This window comes from Paenarthrobacter sp. DKR-5, from assembly GCF_018531425.1.
Lineage (GTDB): Bacteria > Actinomycetota > Actinomycetes > Actinomycetales > Micrococcaceae > DKR-5.
In genome coordinates, this window is record NZ_JAHBOI010000001.1 from 207,867 (window position 1) to 221,371 (window position 13,505).

Below are 13,505 nucleotides of genomic sequence, written 5' to 3' on the forward strand. Positions count from 1 at the left end.
GTGCGGCTTCCTTCGGGCGATAGTCTAGGGTGCATGAGCGAACCTATCGACCTTATTGCCACCTTCACGCCCAACGAGGGCGAGTTCTCCCGCGTCAAGCTTGCCCTGGACATCGCCGTCGAGCAGGTGGTCCAGGAACCCGGCTGCATCCGCTATGAAATCACCGAAGCTGCGGAGGACAAGATCGTCCTCACCGAGCGCTGGGCTTCGCAGGAGGACCTGGACAAGCACAGCAAGGGCTCTGCCGTGCAGGACCTCAATGAGTCCTTGAGCGCGCTGCTGGCCCGGCCGGTTCAGCTGGACTACGTCTAGCCCGGTTCCGCTTCCCGCTGCTGATACGCCGAAAGGCCCGGACATCTGTCCGGGCCTTTCGCAATGGGCTTGGCGGGAGTGAACCGTTACTGGGCTCCGCTGTCCTGCTGCGAGGCTTCGGTCCGGGCCTTTGCCACGGCCTCGTGGACCTCGTTCATGTCAAGGCCCTTGACGGCCTCGATGACCTGCTCCAGCTGGGAGCCGTTCAGCGCACCCGGCTGGGAGAAGACCAGCACCTTTTCCCGGAACGCCATCAGCGTCGGGATGGAGGTGATGTTGGCCTCCGCGGCCAGCTGCTGCTCCGCCTCCGTATCGACCTTGGCGAAGGTGACATCGGGGTGCTTCTCGGATGCCGCCGAGAAGGTCGGGGCGAACATCTTGCAGGGGCCGCACCAGTCGGCCCAGAAGTCAACGAGCACGATGTCGTTGCCCTCGATGGTGGATGCAAAGGACTCGGCAGTGATATCTACGGTAGCCATGCTTCCACCGTACGCGAGTCTTCCCGGCCGCGTCAGCCTGTTCGCTGACCGCGTGGAGGGGAATACCCGCGGACGGGCCCCTAGACGACGTGCGGCTCGTGCGCGGAGAGGTACTTCCGGCCGCCGATCACGACGGCGATGCCGAACACGATTGCCACGGCTGCCGCGAAGAACGGGACCTGCGGCCCGAAGTGCTCGCCGAGCTGGGCGGCGAGGAACGGTGCCAGCGCCCCGCCCATCCAGCGCACGAAGTTGTAGCCGGCCGAGGCGACGGGCCGGGGCGAATCCGACACGCCCATGGCCAGCTCGGTGTAGAGCGTGTTGTTGATGCCGAGCATCGCTCCCGCAGCAATCACCAGCACGACGACGGACGGCACCGAGTGCCCGGCCGCGAGGCCCAGCCCGACCAGGTCGAGGAAGAGCGCGGCGAGGGTGCCGACGAGGACCTTGGTGGCCCCGAAGCGCCGCTGCAGGACGGGCGCCACGAACACCGAGAACACCGCAACGGCCACGCCCCAGCCGAAGAAGACCGCGCCGATGCCGTAGGCGTTCATGCCCAGGATGAACGGGGTGAAGGCCAGGATGGTGAAGAAGCCGTAGTTGTAGAACAAGGCACTGGCCGCCGTCGTCCGCAGCCCTGCATGGCCCAGGGCCAGCAACGGATCGCGCAGGCGGGCCTTCCTGGCCGGGGCCGGCGTCCTGGGCAGCATGAAGGTCAGGGCGATGAAGGCAGCGGCCATCAGGGTCGCGGTACCGAAGAACGGCGCGCGCCACTGCCAGCCGCCGAGCAGGGCACCCAGCAGCGGGCCGAGCGAGATGCCCAGGCCGAGGGCAGCTTCGTAGAGGATGATGGCGGTCCCGGTGCCGCCGCTGGCGACCCCGACGATGACGGCGAGCGCTGTCGCGACGAACAGTGCGTTGCCCAGGCCCCAGCCGGCACGGAAGCCCACCAGCGTGGACACCGAATCCGAGGTGCCGGCGAGGGAGGCGAACAACACGATCAGGGCGAGCCCGATCAACAGGGTCTTCTTGCCGCCGATGCGGGAGGAGACGAAGCCCGTAACGAGCATCGCGACAGCGGTCACGAGGAAATAGCTGGTGAACAGCAGGGAGACCTCGCTGGGCGTGGCCTGCAGGTTCAACGCGATGGCCGGCAGGATCGGGTCCACGAGGCCGATGCCCATGAACGCGAACACGGCGGCGAGTGCCGTCGCCCACACGGCCTTGGGCTGCTTCAGGAATGAGGCCTTCTCGGCCTCGTAGGTGCTTTCGTCTGCGGCTTCAGCCGCGAGTTTGGACGCCACGGGCGCTCCTTCTACTTCTTTTCCGGCTACTTCTTCTCTGGTTTCGTCATTTCGGGGATCAGCGAGTTCAGCCGGTCAATGACCGGGACCGCTGCCTCCAGCACGGTGCGGTCGTCCGGGCTCAGCGCCGCCAGCCGCTCCGCCAGGATCGCGTTGCGCCGCTGGTTGGCCGCCGCCAGCTCCTGGGCACCGCGTTCGGTCAACTGCACGAGCACGCCGCGGGCGTCGTCGGGATCAGGCCGGCGCAGGACCAGCCCCGCGGCCTCGAGCCTGATGACCTGTTCGGTGGCGCTGGGCACCTTGATGCCGCTCCGCCGGGCAATCCCGCCGATCCGCAGCGGCGCCTCCGCCAGCATGTTCAGCGTGCTCACCTGCGCTGTGGTCAGGTCGCCTTCGGCGTCAAGCGAGCGCGTGAGGTAGACGGCGTGGCGCAGGCTCTCGCGGTACTTGGCGGCGAGAGCGACCAGTTCCTTCTGGCTGGCGCCCTGTACAGGTTCCATAGTTAGGTAGCCTAACTATCACCCTGTCCGGCCGTCAAGGCAGTGCTGCGTGACTTTCGGCACTGTCCGGGCCGCGGTCACCCGCGGACGCTGGGACCATCGCGGGCGGCGCCCCACCGGCCCGCCACAAGAGGGAAACGACCCCAGGAGACGCCGTATGGGCCCACATCTAATGGCGGCCGCCGGACCCGGTGTGTATATCGGAGTCGGCAGCTTCACCATCCAGTTCGGCAATCTCATTGTCATCGTGGTGATGATCCTCCTGTTTGCCGCCGCGTTGCTCCTGCCGTTCCCGCCGGGCCGGAAACGGCAGTGAGCACAGACCAGGCGTCCGGCCCCGGACCGCAGGACCGGTACAGCACCTGGACAGGGAAGGCACGCGGGTGGCTCCTGCGCCGCCTCCCGCCGGAGAAGCTGTTGCCGGAGGACCAGCCCAGCTACGTGGCCTCGTGGATCTATGTGTTCGGCATGGGTGCCATCGCCGCCCTGGTCTGGGTGGTCGCGTCGGGCATCATCCTTGGCCTGAACGGCCCGCTCTGGTACCACACCTCCGGGCTGGGCCATTTCGTCAACAGCACCCATTTGTGGGGGGTGGAGCTTTTCTTCATGTTCATGGTGATCCACCTCTGGGGGAAGTTCTGGATGGCGGCTTGGCGAGGGGGCCGCGCGTTGACCTGGATCACCGGGATGATCGCCTTCGTGGCTTCCATCGTGACGGCGTTCACCGGCTACCTGCTGCAGACCAACTTCGACTCCCAGTGGATCGCTTTCCAGGCCAAGGACGCGCTCAACGCGGTCGGCGTCGGCGCCTGGTTCAAGGTTTCCGACATCGGCCAGGTCTTCACCTGGCATGTCACCTTGATGCCGCTCGCTCTCGGTGCTGTCATTGCGCTGCACGTGGTCCTGGTCCGTGTGCACGGCGTCGTGCCACCCCTTGAGGCGGCCGAGTCCGATGCCCAACTGGAGCGGCCATGAGCACAGCACAAGCGCGACGCCGGCCGCGGACGGATCTCGCGGCACGGGCATGGACGGGCACGGTCCGCGAATACGACCTGTTCAAGGAGCTTGTGGTGGGCCTCGTCGTCGTGGGCCTGCTGGTCCTGGGCATTTCGGCGGCCTTCGGCTCCCCTGACGAAGCCAGCGTGACACTGAAGACCTGGGCGGCTGAGGCCCCCGCCGATTTCGTCGCCACTGCCACGGCGGAACTCGGCGGGACCAGTGACACCGCCGGCTACGGGCCGCCGTACAACTCGACTTCCGACGCCTCGCAGAAACTCGGACCGCTCGACCTGCAAAGCTTCTCGGGCGTGCGGCTGCCGGTCGACACCGCGAACGACTTCGTGATCGGGCCGCTCAAGACCCTTCCGAGTCCCCCGGCGGCCCTCTCCGCCTGGACCGGCGCGGACGACAAACAACGCACGGACTGGGCCGCGGCCTACGCCGATGCCCTGTCGAAGGCGCCCGACAACGACCCGGCGAAGGTCGCTCCGGGAAACTACGGGCCGGTCCCGGCACTCACAGCCGCCCTGCTGGGCATGGCCAAGGACGGCACGCTCGACGGCGTCCTGCAGTCGGGCGGCTCGTTCTACAACCTCGACTACACGCGCAGCATCCTCTTCATGGGCGACGGCGGCTACTTCCCCGGGCTGGCGGACGGCCAGCACCTGACCGGCGACCAGTGGGGCATGATGAACGAAACCGGCAACTACCCCGGCCAGTCCTGGCTGTGGCTGTTCTCCTTCTGGTACCAGGTGGAGCCGATCAAGTCAGCCTCGAACGCGGATCTGCTCGCCGTCCTGCTGATGGTGGTGCTCACCCTGCTCCTCACCTTCCTCCCCTTCATCCCCGGGCTCAGGTCCATCCCCCGCTGGATCCCGGTGCACCGGCTGATCTGGAAGGACTATTACCGCCGGCGCTGAGGGCTCGGGGCGCGGGCCCGGGCTTTCCGGCGTTCCGCCGCCGCCCAGGGAGGTGGAAAGGCCGTTCCCCGCGCGAAGGGGCAGGATCCGAAGGTTTTTCCTCCCGGGCCGGAGAAGCCGGGCGTCTGCCGGATGCAAAAAAGGTCCCTGGCCCGCGTTTCCGCAGGTCAGGGACCTTTTTCTTTACCGTGGCAGATGAGGGATTCGAACCCCCGTAGGCAGTGCCAGCTGATTTACAGTCAGCCCCCTTTGGCCGCTCGGGTAATCTGCCCGACTCCTGAGAAATCCCAGGACCTCCCCGGTAAGTGGGAGCAGTAAAACGATACTAGTTATTCGGCGCAGAATCGAATCGGCCGCTTACGCCCCTGCGGACCCGGCCTGGAGGTGCCCCGCCAGGCGCGCTTCGAACCGGGCGGCCTGCTCGGGCGTGATCTGCTGAAGGGCGACGGCGCGGGCCAGGTCCTCATGCACCCCCTGGAGCCGGGTGCTGGCGTCCGACGCCGGGGCGAAGGCGGCAGCCGCGGCAACCGTCGCCGCTGCCACCACGGAACCGGCCGCCAGCTGGGCCGAGCGGAGAACGTAGCGGCGGGTGCGGTGCTGCGGCATGAGGGGAACCCCTTCCTCGGTCTTGCTCCTGGGACACGTCTCCACTCTGTCGCTCCGGCGTGGGCACACGCTCAACATTTACTTTGAGCAGCCTGTGAGGCGCGGCCTTCTTCCGGACCGACTAGGCTGGGCGGAGAGAAAATCCCGACTATTTGCGGAGGTAACCATGGCCAGCGAATCTTCGTTCGACATCGTCAGCAAGGTGGACAAGCAGGAAGTCGCCAACGCGCTGAACCAGGCCCAGAAGGAACTGGCCCAGCGCTACGACTTCAAGGGCGTCGGCGCCGAGGCAGATTTCAGCGGCGAAAAGATCCTCATGAAGGCCAACTCGGAGGAACGGGTCAAGGCCGTCCTGGACGTGCTGCAGTCCAAGTTCGTCAAGCGCGGCATTTCGCTCAAGTCCCTCGACGCCGGGGAGCCGTTCGCCTCCGGCAAGGAGTACCGCATCGAGGCCTCCATCAAGGAAGGCATTGCGCAGGACTCCGCCAAGAAGATCAACAAGATCATCCGCGACGAGGGCCCCAAGGGCGTTAAGTCGCAGATCCAGGGCGATGAGCTGCGCGTGAGCTCGAAGTCCCGCGACGACCTGCAGGCCGTGATGGCGCTGCTCAAGTCCAGCGACCTCGACGTCGACCTGCAGTTCATCAACTACCGCTAATACAGAACGAAGCGCCTAGTCAGACGCGGGTCACTGCACACTAGTCCGCCCAGAGTCCGCAGGATTACCGAGGACCGCAGCCATCAGTCCCGCGGCTGCGGTCCTCGTTTTGTCTTCAGCCGAGGGCCAGAGGTGGGCGTAGACGCCGAGCGTGATCGTCGGGGACGAGTGCCCGAGTGCCCTCTGCACAGTCACTACGTCGCAGCCATCCGCGATAAGGGCACTAGCGAAGAAGTGCCGCAGGTCGTGAAGGGTGTACTCCCCTAGCCCCGCCGCGAGCCGCGTTTGCCGCCAGTGATGGCCCGCCATGTTCCGGTTCAGCAGCGCCCCGCCGGATGAAAACAACCACTGCTCATCGCCTCGGACGCCAACCTCCTGAACATGCCGGGCAACCATTTGGACCAGAGCCTCAGGCACATAGATGACGCGCTCCGAACCATACTTAGGCGCAACGACTTCCGCATTCTTCCGGTTCGAGCCTTGCACCTGCCGCCGGATGGAGATTGTCCTCCGCAGGAAGTCCACGTCGCCGAGCTGCAAGCCGGCCGCTTCGCCCAGCCGCAGGCCGGCGAAGGCGCAAACGCCAATGAAGGGACGGAACCAATCCTGCGCGACCTCCAATGCTTTGGCGACTTCATCCACGGCCGGGATAGTCATTGCCGCTTCGGCCCGTCTCGCCTTGGGAAGCACGGCGTTGGACGTCGGATCTAGGGGGATCACCCGGTCAAGGACAGCAGCCCTGAAGGCCATGTGCACGTAGTTGAAGCGGGTCTTGATCGTACTGGGCGCCAAGCCACCTAGCCGGGAGTCCGCAGGCTTGGACATGGATTTGATCCACTCCTGGACGTGGGATGGCCGGATCGTCTTTATCGGCACATCCTTGAAGGTGGTTGAATCCGCCGCCTGCTGGGCTGCCAGGACGGTTCCCTGTGCCCATACCTGCCGGTCAGACCATTCATCGAACCAGCGCTGGAAGGTGATCTTGCCAGCCTTCGGATCGACGTAGGTTCCGGTCACCACCGACGCAGTGACTTCATCAACCCACTTCTGAGCGTCTATCTTCCTTGCAAAGTGCTTGGAGTGCTCTTTGCCGGCAGCGTCACGATAACGGGCGCGCCACGCCCCGTCAGGCCTCTTCTTTATGCTCGCCACTGGAACGCTCCGCTTCGAATAGCTCCTTACCCGCTCGGACAGCATCCTCCACTGTTCCCGGCTCAGTGATGGCGACACTCACCCAGGCTTCGGCGGTGTCTATGTCCTGCTCTTCAGCCTCTTGCAGCAAGTTCCGAACCCGCTGTTCACTCCGCAGGAACCGCACTACTCCTGACGTTATGTCCCGTGCGGCACGGACCTGAGCCTCGTGGGCATCAGATAGCTCTTTGCTGTAGCTCGCCAGCACTGGGTCAACCAGGAAATCCTCGATACTGACTCCAAGAATGGCGGCCAGATCTATACCTTCAGAGATCCGAAGGGGCCTTTCGCCCTTTTCGACGCTCCAAACGGTGGCCTGTGACCACTTCCAGCCGCGGGCTCGCATCGCCTCCGCTAAGGCCTGTTGGCTCATCTCTCCGCGTTTAAGCGCAAGAACCTGGCCGAGAAATTCGTCGTGACTGGACATGCCAACACTGTACTAGAAATGCCAGTTGACAGCTACTAGTAACGCAAGTAATCTCATTTCTAGTAGCACGCTACTAGAAATGCGTGTAACCGAAGGAGGAACGATGGAAACGGTAAAGGCCATGAAGCTGCTGACGCTTGAAGAAGTCGCCCAGATGCTTCGGAAGTCGCCCGCACAGCTTCGCTGGATGAAGCACGCGGGGACTGGCCCGAAGTGCGCCAAGCTCGGCGGCCGCGTCATGTACCGCGAGCAGGACGTAATCGACTGGGTAAACGCCGCGTTTGAGTCAGAGGAAACCGCGTGAGCGCACCCGTACCCGTGAACGCAGAGCTCAGGCTCGTAGCCCGCTGCCGGGTGTGCGGAGCGCCAATGGTGAGCAAGGAGTCCCTCGCAACGGGCATCGGTCCGAAGTGCAGGGGGCAATCGAAAAGAAACGGCCCCGGTGCTGCGAACACCGAGACCGTCAGTACAGAACCAACCAACCACTAAGAAGGAAGTCCCGATGACTCAGATTACCCCGTGGCCCGCCACACTGCTAGAACTCGCCAAGATCGCCAAGCAGAGGGAGGAAAGGCCGACCGCGACGCTCGCCGCCCTGGAGACCGAACTTGGCCCCTGCCCGATGCCTCCTGAGGGCTACACGCTTGCCCCTGGGAGCTCGACTCGCTGGGTCGGACCGGAAACGACTAACCGCGGCTGGATCATCACGCCGGTATGGGACTTCACGACGAACAGCCACAGCATCGAAGTGTGGATGGCGGGACACCAACCCCCGAGTTACGCCAGCCTCTCGCCGGCCGACGCCCTAGAGCTCGTCGCTGATCTCGCAGCAGCCGCCCGAGTCATCGCCGCCCTGGCCTGAGCGAACGGGAGCCTGGCGTGGTCGTATCGCATCCGTGGGGAAACCTCCTGGAAGCCGGAAGGTTCGAGTGGGAGAAGGTCGTGCGCCAGTGCCGGTTCCCCAAGCAGAACACGAAGCTCGTAGCGCTCACGATTGCAACTTACGCCGATACCAAGACCGGACAGAACATCTACCCCGGGCAGAAGCGTCTCGCCGCCCACACTGGCATCTCAGACCGTGCGGTCCGTGACCATCTCAAAGACCTGGAGCGCTTCGGCCTTCTTTACCTCCAAGTCAAGGGCAGCAGCTTCGGGCGCGGAGGCAAGGGAATGGCAAGCCGTTACCAGCTGTCCGTACCTCAGGCGCTCTTCGATTGGTTCCACCAAGAGGCACAAAACGACCTCGACGTGTGGGACCTCGACGGCCTCGACTACGACGTCGCAACGGGAGAACAGCGGAAGTCACCTTCCGGTGATAAGCGGGCCGAAATGACACAAACACCGGAAGTTCATACCGGAACACCGGAAGTTCGCAGCACATCACCGGAAGTCCTCGACACAAACACCGGAAGCCAGCTTCCGCCTACCTCCTCATTACCTCTTCATGAAGTAAATCCTCATCAGTCAAATCTTCATGCGGCGAGCATCACCTCAGGTGACGCCCGCGAGGGAAATGAGCAGACGGGCGAAATTGACCGAGACAACCACGGCCTGACATTCGAACAGGAACGCCAAAGACAAATGACTGAACTGCAAAAACGGATGGCCGCCGAAAGGAAAGCTTCATGACCGGCGATTCGCCCTCAGTAGCCAGCATGCGCCTCTCAAAAGCCCAATACATCGCCCTCGCTGACCAGTACCGCCAGACCGCCCAGGAAGCCCACGACCGGGCCCGGACGTGGCGGAACCGGGCCCTGCTCTCAGAAGCCCGACTCTCCACGCTACGGGCCGCCTACGAGCCGGAAGGAACGGAGCCCTGCTCATGACGCTATTGGAAGTGAAACGCGATACGGAGTGGTGCTCCATGTTTGTCGACGGACTGCCACCCGCCGACTTAACGCGGCAACAATGGCAGGCGCTAATGGAGCTGGCCAGCATTCACGACAAACGCCGGCCAGATGACCAGACACAAACAGGACGCAACGGCCGGGCAGGCGGCTGGAACCTCTTCGCCCGAAACGGCGAATTCGAACGGCTCCTAGGCATAGCAGGCGCCATCCTGACAAATGACTTCGGTCCCCTGGCCGAATACCGATATGAGGCGCAACCATGACCGCCCAGCGCCCCACCGTGAAGCCCCGCCTGTGGATCTGGAAAGACGGCCCTTGGCGCGAAACCCGCGGCATCGGCCTCTTCCGCGGCCAGGATCTCGCAGCACACCTCAAGCCCGACGAAGCACGAGTCCTCGCGGACGCCCTCCACGACCTCGCAGACCACATCGAGGCGACACGATGAGCAGCAGCAAAGCCAAAGTCCGCCCGTACGCCCGGCAAATCCAAGTCCGGTTCATCGCCCGCCGTGCAGAGGAACAGAAACGAGCCATGAACGGGCCGACGTTCCCGCCGGCCAAGCAACTCCCGCCCCTGCCAAAGAGCGCCCGAAAGGAAACCGGCAATGAGTGAATTTTTGGAACAGCTACTTGCCCCCACGCCCCCGCCCTGCCCGCGGTGCTCCAAACCCGCACCGGGCGCCCGATGCCCCAACTGCAACGCCGACACCACCCGCACCTTCATCAAGAACTCAGGAGGAACCCGTGTCCGATGATCTGCCCGACTGGAACGACGCATTCATGCGCGCCGCCTTCGACCCACAGTTCAAGTTCGCACCCATCGTCAAGCCGCCCGAGCACGAGCTTCACGCGATTGAGGCGACAGCCGCGTTGCTCGATATTCGATGCAATTGCGGGGCAGGATGCAAACCGAAATATCACGGGCGGGCAGTGACATTCCCCGACTGCCCGAGCTGCATGAGGTAAGCGTGACGGTGGCAACTGGCGAGAAGAGCGCCAGTTGCCACCCGACCACCGTCTTGGAACACAATCTCCATTTCAATAGCCATCACCGGAACATATTGCCGATATACTAGGAACCGGAAGTTAGGCACGGATGATTGACGGCCCCCTTTCCCGGAGCGAAAGCCCCCGGAGACGGAACCGACAAGGACACCCCTGCAAACTCGGAGTAAGTGCTTTACCGCGCACCACGGCGACGGCCAGAGGAGCGCAAAGCCGCCGCAATGACGCATCGCGTCCGCCGGCACACCTACATTCACTCAGGGTCCGCAGAATCCCGAGAAATCCCTTGTCGAACACCATCGAAGCGCGCCGCGCCATCGCCGAGCTGGCAACCAAATCCCAGGCCATCCTCAAGAACAACCGCCTCAGCAACGTTGAAAAGAAGACCGCCCTCGACGGCCTGACCATTGAACTCAAGCAGCACCAGGAAACGCTGAAGCTCCACGACGAGGCCAAGCGCCTCATGGTCGGCGGCTCCGCTCCTGGCTACGGCGAATCGCCCATTGCTAAGAACATCGCTGCCGGCATCGCGACGAAGGGCGCAAGCGTCCCCACCCTGAGCGTCCCCGATGATGCGCTGGAGCAGGCTTTCTCGTCACTCAAGGGCGGCGGCAACTTCCGCGCCGAACTGGGCATGAAGGACGCCGCATCCTCCATCACCACGGACGGGCAGCTTCCGCCACAGTTCATCGGGCTCGTTGACAAGCCCTTCGAACCGGTTCGGATCCTCGACCACCTGCCGACCACGCCAACTCAGGCGCCGTCTGTCGAATTCATTGTTCACGCCTCCAGCTCCGCCTCGGCTGCCGCCGTGGCAGCCGGCAGCGCCTACCCGGAAACCTCGCTGGCCACCACCCAGACCATCATCAAGCTGGAGAAGCTCGGCATCCTCACCACGCTGACCGATGAGCTGATGGCCGACTTCGCCACCTTCCGCAGCTACGTATCCGTTGAACTCCAGCGCCAGATCATCGACGCCGAGAACAACGCTCTGCTCAACGGAAGTGGCACGTCCCCGGAGATCCGCGGCCTCCTCAATACCTCCGGAGTCATCACGCGAGCGAAAGGCACAGAGAGTGCCCTCGACACTATCGCTGAGGGAATCGACGATCTGCGCACCGGTTCAAGCTTCTGCGAGCCCGACGCTTTGGTAATTCATCCCACCACGTGGGGCGCGATCCGCCGGGAAAAGGATTCCTACGGCCGCTACCTCCTCGGAGACCCGGGGCAGACCGCCGTCTCTGATGTGTGGGGAATCCCGATTGTCCTCACAACCCAGATCGCCGCGGGCACCGCAGTCCTGGCTAACCTCCAGATCGCCGCCACGGCATTCATCCGGCAGGGCATCACCCTTGAGATGAGTAACAGCAGCGGCAACGACTTCAGCAACGGCTTGGTGAAGGTCCGGGCGAGCGAGCGTCTTGCGCTCGGAGTGCAGCGCCCCTCCGCCGTCAACATCCTCACGGCACTGGCCTAAGCCATGGCAAAGGTAGAAATCCTCCCGCCGTTCCGAGTCGTTGAAGAGGGAACCATCTACACTGCCGGCGACACAGCCGACGTGCCCGACGCTGTAGCCAAGCACTGGGAAGCGTCAGGGTGGGTCAAACCGGCCAAGACCACAAAGCCCGCAGCAACAAAGAAATAGCCAACCTGATGGCCCGGACAATCAACGTCCGGGCCATCAGCACCCCCTGAGCTCTGTGTGTGTTAGCGACTACCCGGCGGAGTCGCCGGCCGGGTAAGTCGGCTAGAGATATTTTTGGCCCACCCCCATCGCGCACGCGCGTGCTACCACACGACGCCGAATACGCGCTTGAAGGCGCCCTTCCGGAATGGCTGTGACCGACGACCGACGGGGAGGTACGAATCTCTGTCGCCGCTACGAGACGGAGACTCATCGGGTAAGTGGCCTCTCCCTCCCCGGAGGTAGGGGGGCGGTGGAAGCACTGAGGGCGCGCTCAAGGGCCAAACGTGTGGAAAAAAATTGCCATGAATAGAAAAGACTCACCGTGGCAGTCAGCGGCCCGACGATAGGTGGCAGGATTCCAACCTCCCACCCCCATGTGAGGAAATACGCGGGGAGGGATCTGACTCACCGGGCAGTCAGTCGCCGTGGAAATCGGTGGAGATGGTCAAACCCCACTCGGTCATTCAAGTTGGGGAGCTGCACGTTTCGCAATCAATTGCCGGTAGGCTGCGCCGCATGACATATAACTCACACCCCGATGACCAGCCTTCTGAGAGATGGCGCCGCGCTACCGACGATGCTGAAGTCGCTAGTGTTCTCCCACAGTTCTCGTTTCAAGATCCGGTTGCGGTTGGAATGCTGTTCTGTAATGCCCTTGGTGATCCAGATTCGAACTTTAACGCGCTCTCCCGGTTGGCTACGCCCGAATCCTTGCCGGCCTTTGGCGACTTCAAGGACGCCGCCGCTTTTCTGGCATCAGTCAAGGACGCAGGTTACGGCTCGAACGCGGAGCGAGCCGTCGGAGATGATGGGGTCGCCTATTTCAAAATCCTGTCGGGCATTACCGAGAACTTTCAGCTACTAGAAGAGCAGATCATGGCTGGAGCGGGTGTCGTTACTCTGGTCTGGCGCGAAGAGTTCGATGAGTGGCGTGTGCACAGCATCGGGGTACCGCTGAGGCCTGAAGACGTTCCGCACTGATCGTGTTGCTCACTGAAGAATCGCGGCTCATACCTGTGAAGCCAAAGCTAGCCTTCACGCTGGATGAGGCGGCCGAGGCGTGCGGCTATAGCGTGGCCACGCTTCGCCGTGCCCTGCGCAACCATGACCTGATCGCCCGCTATGCCAACTCCAAGCCAGTGATCTTGGTTTCTGAACTAGAGGAGTGGCTATGCTCGCTGCCGATGGAGCCGAAGGGCGGATATCCGCCAGTCAGCCGGTTCGCTGAGGATGAGCAGTCAGACCTGCCCGGACCTGAACTAGACGTGTCGGGACAAGGGCAGCCGCTTCAAGCCCTGGCCGATCCCGAAGCGGCCTCGGGTCAACCACGCACCCAGCGTTCGTCCTCGCCGGTCTTTAGAACCCCGGAGGAGGTTGCTCCTGAGCTTGGTATTAGCAAGTCTTCCGTACGGACCTTCTGTCGCATATCCGGCGCCTACACCCGCGTAGGCAATCGGATGATGATGCACGCCGACGATGTAGAAGAGTTGGTCGAATGGCTACGGCAGCGGCAAGCAAATAAGGATGGGCGATGGGTCGAGCCCGAGCGAGACCCGTTCGCTTAGCGG

At 63.5% G+C, this 13,505-nt stretch carries 22 protein-coding genes and 1 tRNA gene; 16 read left to right on the forward strand and 7 right to left on the reverse strand.

What is annotated here, in order from left to right:
* Positions 1–33: 33 nt before the first annotated feature.
* Positions 34–312, forward strand: coding sequence for a putative quinol monooxygenase (locus tag KIH31_RS01010; RefSeq protein WP_214425205.1), 279 nt, complete (start codon positions 34–36; stop codon positions 310–312).
* Positions 313–398: 86 nt separating this feature from the next.
* Here the strand turns inward: KIH31_RS01010 and trxA are convergent, their stop codons facing one another.
* The 3 genes from trxA to KIH31_RS01025 form a co-directional block, all read right to left on the reverse strand.
* Positions 399–791 carry a thioredoxin gene (gene trxA, locus KIH31_RS01015; protein WP_214425206.1) on the reverse strand — a complete coding sequence of 131 codons (393 nt, stop codon included), beginning with the start codon at positions 789–791 and terminating at the stop codon, positions 399–401.
* A gap of 80 nt (positions 792–871) precedes the next feature.
* Positions 872–2,095, reverse strand: a complete 1,224-nt coding sequence (locus KIH31_RS01020; RefSeq protein ID WP_214425207.1) for an MFS transporter — start codon at positions 2,093–2,095, stop codon at positions 872–874.
* A 26-nt stretch (positions 2,096–2,121) separates the two neighbouring features.
* A complete protein-coding gene (locus tag KIH31_RS01025; RefSeq protein WP_214425208.1) occupies positions 2,122–2,595 on the reverse strand; it encodes a MarR family winged helix-turn-helix transcriptional regulator in 474 nt (157 codons plus the stop codon).
* Between the two features lie 157 nt (positions 2,596–2,752).
* Between KIH31_RS01025 and KIH31_RS01030 the strand changes: the two genes are divergently transcribed.
* The 3 genes from KIH31_RS01030 to KIH31_RS01040 are packed head-to-tail and all read left to right on the forward strand — an operon-like array spanning position 2,753 to position 4,514.
* Positions 2,753–2,911: a hypothetical protein gene (locus KIH31_RS01030; RefSeq protein ID WP_214425209.1), complete on the forward strand. Its 159-nt coding sequence runs from the start codon at positions 2,753–2,755 to the stop codon at positions 2,909–2,911.
* On the forward strand, positions 2,908–3,570 hold the full coding sequence (locus tag KIH31_RS18025; RefSeq protein ID WP_214425210.1) for a cytochrome b N-terminal domain-containing protein: 663 nt from the start codon (positions 2,908–2,910) through the stop codon (positions 3,568–3,570). The genes KIH31_RS01030 and KIH31_RS18025 overlap by 4 nt, the downstream gene beginning before the upstream one ends.
* Positions 3,567–4,514, forward strand: a complete 948-nt coding sequence (locus KIH31_RS01040; RefSeq protein ID WP_214425211.1) for a hypothetical protein — start codon at positions 3,567–3,569, stop codon at positions 4,512–4,514. Before KIH31_RS18025 ends, KIH31_RS01040 begins: the two co-directional genes overlap by 4 nt.
* A 189-nt stretch (positions 4,515–4,703) precedes the next feature.
* Here KIH31_RS01040 and KIH31_RS01045 read toward each other — a convergent pair.
* Together KIH31_RS01045 and KIH31_RS01050 are read right to left on the reverse strand one after the other, a co-directional pair.
* Positions 4,704–4,785, reverse strand: a tRNA-Tyr gene (locus KIH31_RS01045).
* An 86-nt stretch (positions 4,786–4,871) separates the two neighbouring features.
* Positions 4,872–5,120 carry a hypothetical protein gene (locus KIH31_RS01050; protein WP_214425212.1) on the reverse strand — a complete coding sequence of 83 codons (249 nt, stop codon included), beginning with the start codon at positions 5,118–5,120 and terminating at the stop codon, positions 4,872–4,874.
* Positions 5,121–5,286: 166 nt separating this feature from the next.
* On the opposite strand from KIH31_RS01050, the gene KIH31_RS01055 reads away from it, so the two are divergent.
* Positions 5,287–5,778, forward strand: coding sequence for a YajQ family cyclic di-GMP-binding protein (locus tag KIH31_RS01055; RefSeq protein WP_214425213.1), 492 nt, complete (start codon positions 5,287–5,289; stop codon positions 5,776–5,778).
* Between the two features lie 30 nt (positions 5,779–5,808).
* Here KIH31_RS01055 and KIH31_RS18360 read toward each other — a convergent pair whose 3' ends face one another.
* Positions 5,809–6,930 carry a site-specific integrase gene (locus KIH31_RS18360; RefSeq protein WP_307857494.1) on the reverse strand — a complete coding sequence of 374 codons (1,122 nt, stop codon included), beginning with the start codon at positions 6,928–6,930 and terminating at the stop codon, positions 5,809–5,811.
* Positions 6,905–7,396 carry a helix-turn-helix domain-containing protein gene (locus KIH31_RS01065; protein ID WP_214425214.1) on the reverse strand — a complete coding sequence of 164 codons (492 nt, stop codon included), beginning with the start codon at positions 7,394–7,396 and terminating at the stop codon, positions 6,905–6,907. Before KIH31_RS01065 ends, KIH31_RS18360 begins: the two co-directional genes overlap by 26 nt.
* Positions 7,397–7,499: 103 nt before the next feature.
* Between KIH31_RS01065 and KIH31_RS01070 the strand changes: the two genes are divergently transcribed.
* The 11 genes from KIH31_RS01070 to KIH31_RS01115 all read left to right on the forward strand — a co-directional run bounded on the left by KIH31_RS01070 (position 7,500) and on the right by KIH31_RS01115 (position 13,502).
* A complete protein-coding gene (locus tag KIH31_RS01070; protein ID WP_250545330.1) occupies positions 7,500–7,700 on the forward strand; it encodes an AlpA family transcriptional regulator in 201 nt (66 codons plus the stop codon).
* A gap of 14 nt (positions 7,701–7,714) precedes the next feature.
* On the forward strand, positions 7,715–7,885 hold the full coding sequence (locus tag KIH31_RS18450; RefSeq protein WP_374224841.1) for a DUF6011 domain-containing protein: 171 nt from the start codon (positions 7,715–7,717) through the stop codon (positions 7,883–7,885).
* A gap of 13 nt (positions 7,886–7,898) precedes the next feature.
* Positions 7,899–8,258 carry a hypothetical protein gene (locus KIH31_RS01075; RefSeq protein ID WP_214425215.1) on the forward strand — a complete coding sequence of 120 codons (360 nt, stop codon included), beginning with the start codon at positions 7,899–7,901 and terminating at the stop codon, positions 8,256–8,258.
* A gap of 17 nt (positions 8,259–8,275) precedes the next feature.
* Positions 8,276–9,025, forward strand: a complete 750-nt coding sequence (locus KIH31_RS01080) for a helix-turn-helix domain-containing protein (RefSeq protein WP_214425216.1) — start codon at positions 8,276–8,278, stop codon at positions 9,023–9,025.
* Complete coding sequence (locus KIH31_RS01085) at positions 9,022–9,222, forward strand: hypothetical protein (protein WP_214425217.1); 201 nt, start codon at positions 9,022–9,024, stop codon at positions 9,220–9,222. Before KIH31_RS01080 ends, KIH31_RS01085 begins: the two co-directional genes overlap by 4 nt.
* The gene (locus tag KIH31_RS01090) at positions 9,219–9,509 is read left to right on the forward strand and encodes a hypothetical protein (protein ID WP_214425218.1); all 291 of its coding nucleotides are present in this window, start codon (positions 9,219–9,221) and stop codon (positions 9,507–9,509) included. The genes KIH31_RS01085 and KIH31_RS01090 overlap by 4 nt, the downstream gene beginning before the upstream one ends.
* Positions 9,506–9,691 (forward strand): hypothetical protein, encoded by a 186-nt coding sequence (locus KIH31_RS01095; protein ID WP_214425219.1) that lies wholly within the window; start codon positions 9,506–9,508, stop codon positions 9,689–9,691. Before KIH31_RS01090 ends, KIH31_RS01095 begins: the two co-directional genes overlap by 4 nt.
* A gap of 298 nt (positions 9,692–9,989) precedes the next feature.
* Entirely contained in the window at positions 9,990–10,211 is a 222-nt protein-coding gene (locus tag KIH31_RS01100; RefSeq protein ID WP_214425220.1) for a hypothetical protein, read from the forward strand.
* A gap of 325 nt (positions 10,212–10,536) precedes the next feature.
* Complete coding sequence (locus KIH31_RS01105; protein ID WP_214425221.1) at positions 10,537–11,727, forward strand: phage major capsid protein; 1,191 nt, start codon at positions 10,537–10,539, stop codon at positions 11,725–11,727.
* A gap of 645 nt (positions 11,728–12,372) precedes the next feature.
* Positions 12,373–12,918, forward strand: coding sequence for a hypothetical protein (locus KIH31_RS01110; RefSeq protein WP_214425222.1), 546 nt, complete (start codon positions 12,373–12,375; stop codon positions 12,916–12,918).
* Between the two features lie 2 nt (positions 12,919–12,920).
* Entirely contained in the window at positions 12,921–13,502 is a 582-nt protein-coding gene (locus KIH31_RS01115; RefSeq protein WP_214425223.1) for a helix-turn-helix domain-containing protein, read from the forward strand.
* The last annotated feature ends 3 nt before the right edge of the window (positions 13,503–13,505 follow it).

Coding starts and splice junctions, on each gene's coding strand:
- KIH31_RS01010 (WP_214425205.1), top strand. CDS start 34: ATGAGCGAACCTATCGACCTTATTGCCACCTTCACGCCCAACGAGGGC.
- trxA (WP_214425206.1), bottom strand. CDS start 791: ATGGCTACCGTAGATATCACTGCCGAGTCCTTTGCATCCACCATCGAG.
- KIH31_RS01025 (WP_214425208.1), bottom strand. CDS start 2,595: ATGGAACCTGTACAGGGCGCCAGCCAGAAGGAACTGGTCGCTCTCGCC.
- KIH31_RS01030 (WP_214425209.1), top strand. CDS start 2,753: ATGGGCCCACATCTAATGGCGGCCGCCGGACCCGGTGTGTATATCGGA.
- KIH31_RS01040 (WP_214425211.1), top strand. CDS start 3,567: ATGAGCACAGCACAAGCGCGACGCCGGCCGCGGACGGATCTCGCGGCA.
- KIH31_RS01050 (WP_214425212.1), bottom strand. CDS start 5,120: ATGCCGCAGCACCGCACCCGCCGCTACGTTCTCCGCTCGGCCCAGCTG.
- KIH31_RS01055 (WP_214425213.1), top strand. CDS start 5,287: ATGGCCAGCGAATCTTCGTTCGACATCGTCAGCAAGGTGGACAAGCAG.
- KIH31_RS01065 (WP_214425214.1), bottom strand. CDS start 7,396: ATGTCCAGTCACGACGAATTTCTCGGCCAGGTTCTTGCGCTTAAACGC.
- KIH31_RS01070 (WP_250545330.1), top strand. CDS start 7,500: ATGGAAACGGTAAAGGCCATGAAGCTGCTGACGCTTGAAGAAGTCGCC.
- KIH31_RS01075 (WP_214425215.1), top strand. CDS start 7,899: ATGACTCAGATTACCCCGTGGCCCGCCACACTGCTAGAACTCGCCAAG.
- KIH31_RS01085 (WP_214425217.1), top strand. CDS start 9,022: ATGACCGGCGATTCGCCCTCAGTAGCCAGCATGCGCCTCTCAAAAGCC.
- KIH31_RS01090 (WP_214425218.1), top strand. CDS start 9,219: ATGACGCTATTGGAAGTGAAACGCGATACGGAGTGGTGCTCCATGTTT.
- KIH31_RS01095 (WP_214425219.1), top strand. CDS start 9,506: ATGACCGCCCAGCGCCCCACCGTGAAGCCCCGCCTGTGGATCTGGAAA.